Annotated in this window: 8 protein-coding genes and 1 CRISPR repeat array; all 8 genes read left to right on the plus strand. The window is 68.8% G+C overall.

From position 1 onward, the window contains the following. Positions 1-28 precede the first annotated feature (28 nt). The 8 genes from casA (at position 29) to ACIP6N_RS12530 (ending at position 7,546) form a co-directional block, all read left to right on the plus strand. A complete protein-coding gene (gene casA, locus ACIP6N_RS12495; RefSeq protein WP_401815026.1) occupies positions 29-1,807 on the plus strand; it encodes a type I-E CRISPR-associated protein Cse1/CasA in 1,779 nt (592 codons plus the stop codon). A 65-nt stretch (positions 1,808-1,872) separates the two neighbouring features. Further along, positions 1,873-2,493 carry a type I-E CRISPR-associated protein Cse2/CasB gene (gene casB / locus ACIP6N_RS12500; protein WP_401815027.1) on the plus strand — a complete coding sequence of 207 codons (621 nt, stop codon included), beginning with the start codon at positions 1,873-1,875 and terminating at the stop codon, positions 2,491-2,493. A 146-nt stretch (positions 2,494-2,639) separates the two neighbouring features. Continuing rightward, positions 2,640-3,791 carry a type I-E CRISPR-associated protein Cas7/Cse4/CasC gene (cas7e, locus tag ACIP6N_RS12505; protein WP_401815028.1) on the plus strand — a complete coding sequence of 384 codons (1,152 nt, stop codon included), beginning with the start codon at positions 2,640-2,642 and terminating at the stop codon, positions 3,789-3,791. Beyond that, positions 3,788-4,651 carry a type I-E CRISPR-associated protein Cas5/CasD gene (cas5e, locus tag ACIP6N_RS12510; protein WP_401815030.1) on the plus strand — a complete coding sequence of 288 codons (864 nt, stop codon included), beginning with the start codon at positions 3,788-3,790 and terminating at the stop codon, positions 4,649-4,651. The genes cas7e and cas5e overlap by 4 nt, the downstream gene beginning before the upstream one ends. 5 nt (positions 4,652-4,656) lie before the next feature. Further along, a complete protein-coding gene (gene cas6e / locus ACIP6N_RS12515; RefSeq protein ID WP_401815032.1) occupies positions 4,657-5,505 on the plus strand; it encodes a type I-E CRISPR-associated protein Cas6/Cse3/CasE in 849 nt (282 codons plus the stop codon). A gap of 3 nt (positions 5,506-5,508) precedes the next feature. After that, positions 5,509-6,681: a type I-E CRISPR-associated endonuclease Cas1e gene (cas1e, locus tag ACIP6N_RS12520; protein WP_401815033.1), complete on the plus strand. Its 1,173-nt coding sequence runs from the start codon at positions 5,509-5,511 to the stop codon at positions 6,679-6,681. After that, on the plus strand, positions 6,678-6,956 hold the full coding sequence (cas2e, locus tag ACIP6N_RS12525) for a type I-E CRISPR-associated endoribonuclease Cas2e (RefSeq protein ID WP_401815035.1): 279 nt from the start codon (positions 6,678-6,680) through the stop codon (positions 6,954-6,956). Before cas1e ends, cas2e begins: the two co-directional genes overlap by 4 nt. 398 nt (positions 6,957-7,354) lie before the next feature. Beyond that, complete coding sequence (locus ACIP6N_RS12530; protein ID WP_401815036.1) at positions 7,355-7,546, plus strand: hypothetical protein; 192 nt, start codon at positions 7,355-7,357, stop codon at positions 7,544-7,546. 107 nt (positions 7,547-7,653) lie between these two features. Then, a CRISPR array of direct repeats spans positions 7,654-8,171; the repeat unit is 28 nt; unit sequence GGAACACCCCCGCGTGCGCGGGGCCGAC. The last annotated feature ends 31 nt before the right edge of the window (positions 8,172-8,202 follow it).

The following is an 8,202-nucleotide window of genomic DNA, read 5'->3' on the forward strand; positions in this document are numbered from 1 at the left end:
AGTCGCATGCTGATGTGTAGGGTTGCTTATGCGTCTTGAGGTGAGGAAGGGCTTGGGGGGAACCGAGTTGTTCAATTTGCTGGATGAGCCATGGCTGCCCGTAAGGGGCCTGGACGGTTCCAGGGAGCCGAGTTCGCCGAATCTTGGCGCGGTTGAGGACGTCGGACTGCGCCGGATTCTCCTCGAATCCGATCGATTGCAGGACCTCGTGGTCGATCTACCGACTCAGAAGCCCGCCATTCTGCGGCAGTTGTTGCTGCCCATCGTGTTGCACGCTCTCGGCCGACCGGCTGACCCCGCCCGGTGGACGGCGATGTTCCGGGCCGGTGCCTTCGCCCCCGATCAGCGACGGAAACTCGCCGACTATCTGGATGAACACCACCATCTTTTCGACCTGTTCGATCCCGTCGACCCCTTCGGCCAGGTAGCCGGACTGTGCACGGCCAAAGGGGAGACAAAGGGATCGGCTCTACTGGTGGCGACGGCCGCGACCGGGAACAACGTGCCGCTGTTCTCCTCCCGTACGGAGGGCGATCCGCTGGAACTGACTCCCGCGGAGGCCGCCCGCTGGCTTGTGCACACACATTGCTGGGACACGGCCGCCATCAAAACCGGCGTCGTGGGAGATCCTCAGGCGAAGGCCGGGAAGACGACGGGGAACCCGACCGGGCCCCTGGGGCAGTTGGGCGTTGTGATGCCCGTGGGGCGCACGATGTACGACACCCTTCTGCTGAACGTTCCCTCCGGACCGCCACCTCTGTCGGACGACCTGCCGCAGTGGTCCCGGCGAGCGAGAGAAGGCAGGATCGAAGGCAGCCTGTCGTGTGCCACCCCCGCCTGGCAGACGCGGCCGGCTCGCGGGCTGCTGGATCTGTGGACCTGGCAGTCACGGCGCATCCGGCTCATCCCCGAGGAGACTCCCGCCGGGACCCGGGTCACCCGGGTGATCGTGGCGGCCGGCGACCGGCTCGCTCCGACGCCCGCCGACGAGCCCCACACCACCTGGATCAGAGACCGTCCCGCATCGCGGACCAAGAAGACCGGCAAGACCGGCACGACCGTCAAGGCCGCGGCGCCGACGAGCGAGCGACCCCGCCGGCATCAGCCGGGGCGAGCCGCCTGGCGCGGCCTCGAAGCTCTGCTGGCAGTCGACAGCGCCACCACAGACGACGAGGCGACCGCCACCCGCGCCGGTTTTCGCACGAGTGCCCTGCTCGGCGCCCTCAGCGACATGGCGGACCGGATGCCGGAGGCGTACCCGCTCCAAGTGGAGCTGACCGGTATCACCTACGGCAACCAGTCCGCCGTAATCGAGGACGTCTTCTTCGACCGGATTCCGCTGCCGCTGATCGCGCTGGACCCGGACGGCATCGTCTACGGCTCGCTCCTGGCGGCCGTCGAGCAGGCCGAGAGGCTGGCCGCGGCTGTCAACAACCTCTCCGCGGATCTGCGGCGGGCCGGAGGCAGCGAGCCGATTCCGTGGGACAAGGGACAGCGTCCCGGCGACACCCTGCTGCACGCACTCGACCCGGTCGTGCGGCGCCTGCTGGCCGGTCTGCGCACCGTAGGAGAGGACTTCGACCAGTCCGAGCGCGGGCTTGAGGCATGGGAGGAGAAAGCCGGACGCGCGACGTGGAAGGTGGCCGAGCAGGTCTTCTCCACCGCTGCCCCCGCTCTGTTCACCGGTCGTTCGGTGAGCAAGGACGGCAAGGAGTACACCTTCCGGCTCAGCACGGCGGAGACGAACTTCCGCGACCGTCTGGACGCGGTCCTCACCCGCCGCGCCGCGCGGCGCAAGGGCCGGTGAACCATGACCCGCGCGTTTCCGGGACCACTTCACGCCTGATTGCCTTCTGACCGAAGGGGACCGTTGTGTCCACGACTCCGCAGACCGACACCATCCACGCCGCCACCCCCGACCTCCGCCGCTACTGGGCACAGCGCATCGACGGAAACGGTGTCTGGCGCACACCGCGGGCGGGCGGGAAGCCCATGCAGCCGCCGGGCGAGGACCTGGCAGTTCTGCGCTCCGGCTTGGGGCGACCGGCCGGCACCGTACACAAGCTCTGGCGTTTCTACACCTCCCCCGTCGACGGGCGGGTGACGTCAGAACTGGAAGCCGAACACGCGGCCTTGGCGCTCTACGGCCTGCACCAGCAGAGCCAGAGCCGTCCCATGCACAAACCCGGTGTCCACGTGGGGACCGCCCTGCGGACCCTGTACCGCAGCAAACGCTTCGGTGAGGAGGCCGTCGACCTCCGCGTCGCCGCAGCGGTTCAGGCCTCCTCCGTCACGGCCTTGGTCTACCGGCTGCGGGGCCTCGTCACGCAACTCCGCTCGGTGGAGCAGCCGTTCGACTACGACCGGCTGCTCCAGGACATCAAGCGCTTTGACCACCCCGAATCCCGGCAGAGAGTCCGCCGGGACTGGGGTCTTGCCTATCACGCACGGAGCACACGCGGCGACAAGGAACCCCCGGTGACAGCGCTCTGACCGCGCCGCGGCCTCCGGTGAGCCGGCCGAACTGGCACCCGGCCCCCCGCCACCTCACCCGTAGCGGTCCGTCAGGGCCGTTTCGTACCCGTACCCGCTGACACTCACAGAACTGCTGGAACACTCACCGAACCGCTGGAGGAGTCATGGCGCTGCCCGCGTCCCGCACCTACATTGATGTCCACATCTTGCAGACCGTGCCCCCGGCCAACCTCAACCGGGACGACCAGGGCAACCCGAAGGAGGCGTACTTCGGCGGTGTGCGCCGTTCGCGCGTCTCCTCCCAGGCCTGGAAACGCGCCACCCGGACCCACTTCAGCGAGCGCCTTCCTGATCAGGACCTCGCCACCCGCACCCGGCGGATCGGTGGCGCCCTCGCCAAACGGATCGCCTCCGTCGCCGACCTGAACGCCGAGGACGCGAACCGTCTGGCGGGCGCCCTCTTGGCGCCTTTGAAGATCAGCGCGGGCAAGAGGGAGGGCGACACCGCCTATCTGTTCTTCTACGGCCGTCGCCAACTCGACGCAGTAGCAGCTTTGGTCAAGGACAGGACAGCCGAACTCCTCGCCCTGGACGAGAAAGAGCTGACCGCCGAGATCGAACAGCTCGCTGTCCATAAGGAGTTCAGCACCGGACATCCCATCGATGTCGCTCTGTTCGGACGCATGGTCGCCGATATCCCGGCGCTCAACGTCGACGCGGCCACCCAGGTCGCCCACGCCCTCTCCACACACGCCGTGGAGTTGGAGTTCGACTACTTCACCGCCGTGGACGACGAACAGGAGAAGGAAGAGGAGACCGGCGCCGGCATGATCGGCACCATCGGCTTCAACTCCGCGACTCTGTACCGCTACGCGACGGTCGGCCTGCACCAACTCGTCGACAACCTCACGGACGAGGAAGCGGCGGTGACCGCGGTCGAGGAGTTCATGATTTCCTTCGCGCGTTCCATGCCCTCCGGATACGGCAATTCCTTCGCGCACCGCACCCTGCCCAGCCTCGTCGCCGTCACCGTACGGTCCGACCAGCCCGTCAACCTCGTCTCCGCCTTTGAGGAACCGGTCACCGCCTCCTCGGGAATCGCGGCTGCCTCCGCGAGGAAGCTGGCCCGCGAACACGCCGCGGCCGTCAAGGGTTGGGGAGTCACTCCCGCCTTCACCGCCCTCTGCCACATGTTTCCCACCGGCGACACCGCCGAGCTGCTGGAGCACACGTTCGGCGAACCCCTTCCCTTCACGGAACTCCTCAGCGGCCTGCGCACTCACCTGACCGACACCCTCAACCAGGCCGCCCGATGACGCCGTCCTCCGCCTCCGCGCCACCGCCCGTACCGCATGAGGACTACGCCGTACTGCTGCTCCGGCTCGCAGGACCGCTCCAGTCGTGGGGCACGCGCAGCGCCTTCAACCGGCGTGAGACCAATCCGGAACCCACCAAGTCCGGCGTGATTGGGTTGCTCGCAGCGGCTTCCGGGCTTGCCCGTGAGGACCCGCTCGACGAACTCCTGCCGGTGCGCCTGGGAATCCGTGTCGACCAGCCCGGGACGCTGCTGCGCGATTACCACACCGTCAGTGACTACCGGGGCCGCCCGTTACCCCAGGCCGGTGTGAACGCCAAGGGGATCCAGAAGCCGACTTCCCCCGCCAAGAACACCCATGTGACCATCCGCTACTACCTCCAGGACGCGGTGTTCCTCGCCGCCGTAGGAGGCCCGCGCCCGCTGCTCACCACACTCGACCGGGCGGTCCGCGCACCCGCGTTCCCCCTCGCACTGGGCCGTCGCTCGTGCCCGCCCACCCAACCGGTCTCCTGCGGTGTGCGCGACGGAAGCATCGAGGACGTGCTGCGGAAGGAGCCCTGGCAGGCGTCCCGGAGAGCCCGCGAGCAGTACGCCGCCCAGTGGGGCCGCGAGCGGAACCTGGGGCGCTCCCTCTACCCGGCTCGCATCGACCGCGCCGTGACCGTAGAGGACCCGGACGGGGACGACATTCTCCAGGACGTCCCCGTTTCTTTCCGCCCCCACTCCCGCACCCTCACCAGCCGGCGCGTACGGCACGACTGGCTGAGCATCCCCACCGGCTTCCCCGGAGTCCCCGACGACCTCGACGGCCCGGACGAGCAAGCCGGCCACGACCCTTTCGCCCTGCTGGGCTGGTGATCGCCATGACCTATCTCTCCCGTATCCGCATCAACCCGCTGCGGGCGCAGAGCCGTCTGTTGCTAAGTAACCCCCGCGTCATGCATGGCGCTGTCATGGGAGGCATCCCGGGCGCACCCGGGGGCGAACGCGTCCTGTGGCGGCTGGACGCCGACAACCCTCACCGCCCCCACCTGTTCGTCCTCACCAGCTCCAAGCCCGACTGGACGCATGTGATCGAGCAGGCCGGCTGGCCCGACGCCGACGGAGAACACGCGGCAGTCCGCGACTATGCCCCCGTCCTCCGGCAGATCGCCGCCGGACGCGAGTTCGCCTTCCGCCTGACGGCCAGCCCCGTGCAGAACGCACAGGCGCCGAGTAACCCCACCCCGGCCCAGGTGGCCCGGCTGGCCGCCCGTACGGACAACAAGCGCGGACGCGGTTTCCGGCTCGGGCACCGTACCGTCGCCGCCCAACTGGGCTGGTTCCTCGACCGGACCGAACGCTGGGGCTTCGACATCCCGGCGTCCCGTACAGACCCGCCGGCGCCCGGTCTCGACTCTCTTGCTGACGACCTCGGATCCCGGGCTCCCGGCCTTGGCCGGCCGGATCCGGAACTCGCACCGGACGCACGGGCGGCGCCCCGGGAGACCAACCCGCTCCGCGAAGTCCGCATCACCGATCGGCAGCGCCACTCCTTCACCAAGAGCGGCGGAGGCCCCCACGTCACCTTCCACAGCGCGACCTTCGAGGGACGTCTCCGCATCACCGACCCCAAGGCTTTCACCGCCCGCCTTGTGGAAGGGATCGGCCCCTCCAAGGCGTACGGCTGTGGGCTGCTCACCCTCGCCCCCCTCCCCGCACAGAAGGACTGAGCCATGGCCGAACCCTGGTGGAAAGCCGACCCGCACGACCTGCACCGCATCGTGGACCGTGTGTCCAGCGTCTACGTTGAGCGAAGCCACCTCGACCGCGACGAGAACGCCGTCGTCATCGTCAACAAACGCGAAACCGTGCGCGTACCGGCCGCCATGATCGCCGTCATGCTGCTCGGCCCCGGCACCCGCGTGACGCACGGCGCCATCCGCCTCCTCGCCGACTCCGGCACCACCGTCTGCTGGGTCGGAGAACAAGGCGTACGCATGTACGCGGCCGGTCTCGGCCCCAGCCGAGGCGCCGGTCTTCTCCACCGCCAGGCGTGGCTCATCACCCGCCCCAAGGAACGCCTGAACGTCGCGCGTGCGATGTACGGCATGCGCTTCCCCGGCGAAGACGTCTCCAAGGCCACCATGCAGCAACTCCGAGGCCGCGAGGGGGCGCGCTTCCGCAAGCTGTACCAGGACCACTCGCGCCGCAGCGGCGTTCCCTGGGATGGCCGTGTCTACAAGGCCGGCGACGCGTTCGCCGCAGGCGACGACCTCAACCGCCTGCTGTCCGCCGCCAACGCCGCCCTCTACGGAATCTGCCACGCCGTCATCGTCGGGCTCGGCGCCAGCCCCGGGCTGGGCTTCGTCCATACGGGATCGGCTGTCTCCTTCGTCCTCGACATCGCCGACCTCTACAAGGCCGAATACACTCTTCCCCTCGCTTTCGACCTCACTGCGCAAGGACTCACCGGCGAACGGGACGCCCGGGTCGGCCTCCGCGACCAGATCGCCGAAACCAAGCTCCTGGGCCGCATCGTGCACGACGTCAAAGCACTCCTGAATCCACCGGGCACTGATTTCGACACCCCGGAAACCAGTGAACTGTGGGACGAACGAATGGGATCGGTCGCCGCAGGAGTCAACTGGGCCGCCGATGCGCCGCACGACCCGGCGGAGGCGCCGCCCTCAACGCGCACCGGCTCGGACGGTCAGACGGAACCGAACGGTCAGGCGGAATCGGACGGACCCGTCGCGCCGGACCTGACCGGGGCCGGTAGGGGCGGCTCCAGTATGACCGAGGCGGGTATGGGCGAGCAGCACATCGCCATCATCGGACCGGAGTTCGAGGAACCACCGTCACCGGAGCCCCCGAAATCCCCCGAGCCCCCGGAGCAGACCCCATGACCGTCATCGTCCTGGTCGCCGCTCCCGACGGGCTCCGAGGCCACCTCACCCGCTGGATGGTCGAGGTCAACGCCGGAGTCTTCGTCGGCAACCCGAGCCGCCGCGTTCGTGACCGCCTTTGGGAACTTCTCGCCACCCGCATTGGCGACGGCCAGGCAGTCCTGGTCGAACCAGCCTCTAACGAACAGGGCTGGGCCATCCGAACGGCCGGCCGAGACCGCTGGTGCCCCACGGACTTCGACGGCCTGATCCTCTCGGCCCGGAATCGACGATGACCTGATCACCACGCGGTCCAAAGGCGCGCGGCGGGGCCGTGCGCATGCCGACTGCAGGCGCGGCGGGGCCTCGCCCCCGATGCCGGGCTTAGCCTCTGGGTGAGATCCCGGAGAGGTCCACAGGTTCGCGCTGCCCCGCGTCTGCGGGGATCGCCCTGACCTGACGACTGGGAATGCCACGTCCATGGGTTCTGGCCCCGCAACGGCGGGGGCGACTTCGGTAACGAGTCGGGAAGGCCGTCCGCACCTTTGGGTGCGGACGGCCTTCATGTTTTCCGCGCCGGTCTTTTCTGAACGTATCCAAGTGCGGTGTGGGTCGTTGAACATGCGGCCTCAAGGGCGCTGGGCCCCCGTCGTGAGGTCTTTGTTCAATGGCTTGGATCTCCGAGGAGTACACAATGACCTGCAGCTCCGCTCGGCTCTTCTCACACAAGACCATCAAGTCCATCATCTGGATCACGGGACGACCCTTCGGCTGGATCCTCGCCCGCCGTCGGACCATTGTCGTTCAAATGCTCCGAGGCGCCTCCTACAGCGTGGGAGCCGGTTTTGTCAGCATCCTCACCGTCTGGGCCCAGCGACACCTCTGACTGATCCCCCTTGCCTTGCGTGAGGTACCTGGGCAGGCCACAGTGATGACCACGAGCACGTCAACGACGTTTCGTGGCGTCCCTGTCGGCACCCTCCAGCATTTCTGCTGCGAGGTCGGCGTGCGCGGGGGCGACACCTGCGTCACCTGGTCCGTCACCTGCTCACCGGGTACACCCCCCCGCGTGCGCGGGGCCGACCCAAAGACCTGACCACGAAGCAGTGGAAGCGCCGGAACACCCCCGCGTGCGCGGGGCCGACCTCTCGGCCGGGCGGACGTACACCGAGCCGTCCGGAACACCCCCGCGTGCGCGGGGCCGACGGCGGTGATGGTGGTCATCGGGCTCTCCCTCGCGGAACACCCCCGCGTGCGCGGGGCCGACGCTCACCCCCCGCTCGAGGGCCCGCCCGTCGCGGGAACACCCCCGCGTGCGCGGGGCCGACAAGTTGCACAGCCGCATCAGCAGGTCGATGCCCGGAACACCCCCGCGTGCGCGGGGCCGACAGGGCATCGACCGCGCGAGCGACCGAGCCCGGGGGAACACCCCCGCGTGCGCGGGGCCGACCGCGACCGGTGGTGTGAGTGGTGCGGCGTCAACGGAACACCCCCGCGTGCGCGGGGCCGACCTGCGTAGCTTGCGGTCGCCGTCGTGGAGCA

Source organism: Streptomyces sp. NPDC088725 (genome assembly GCF_044751305.1).
In the GTDB taxonomy this organism is placed as follows: Bacteria; Actinomycetota; Actinomycetes; order Streptomycetales; family Streptomycetaceae; genus Streptomyces.

Bases quoted from the DNA above. Each gene is read 5' to 3' on its own strand.
- casA (WP_401815026.1), top strand. From the start codon at position 29: ATGCGTCTTGAGGTGAGGAAGGGCTTGGGGGGAACCGAGTTGTTCAAT.
- cas7e (WP_401815028.1), top strand. From the start codon at position 2,640: ATGGCGCTGCCCGCGTCCCGCACCTACATTGATGTCCACATCTTGCAG.
- cas5e (WP_401815030.1), top strand. From the start codon at position 3,788: ATGACGCCGTCCTCCGCCTCCGCGCCACCGCCCGTACCGCATGAGGAC.
- cas6e (WP_401815032.1), top strand. From the start codon at position 4,657: ATGACCTATCTCTCCCGTATCCGCATCAACCCGCTGCGGGCGCAGAGC.
- cas1e (WP_401815033.1), top strand. From the start codon at position 5,509: ATGGCCGAACCCTGGTGGAAAGCCGACCCGCACGACCTGCACCGCATC.
- cas2e (WP_401815035.1), top strand. From the start codon at position 6,678: ATGACCGTCATCGTCCTGGTCGCCGCTCCCGACGGGCTCCGAGGCCAC.
- ACIP6N_RS12530 (WP_401815036.1), top strand. From the start codon at position 7,355: ATGACCTGCAGCTCCGCTCGGCTCTTCTCACACAAGACCATCAAGTCC.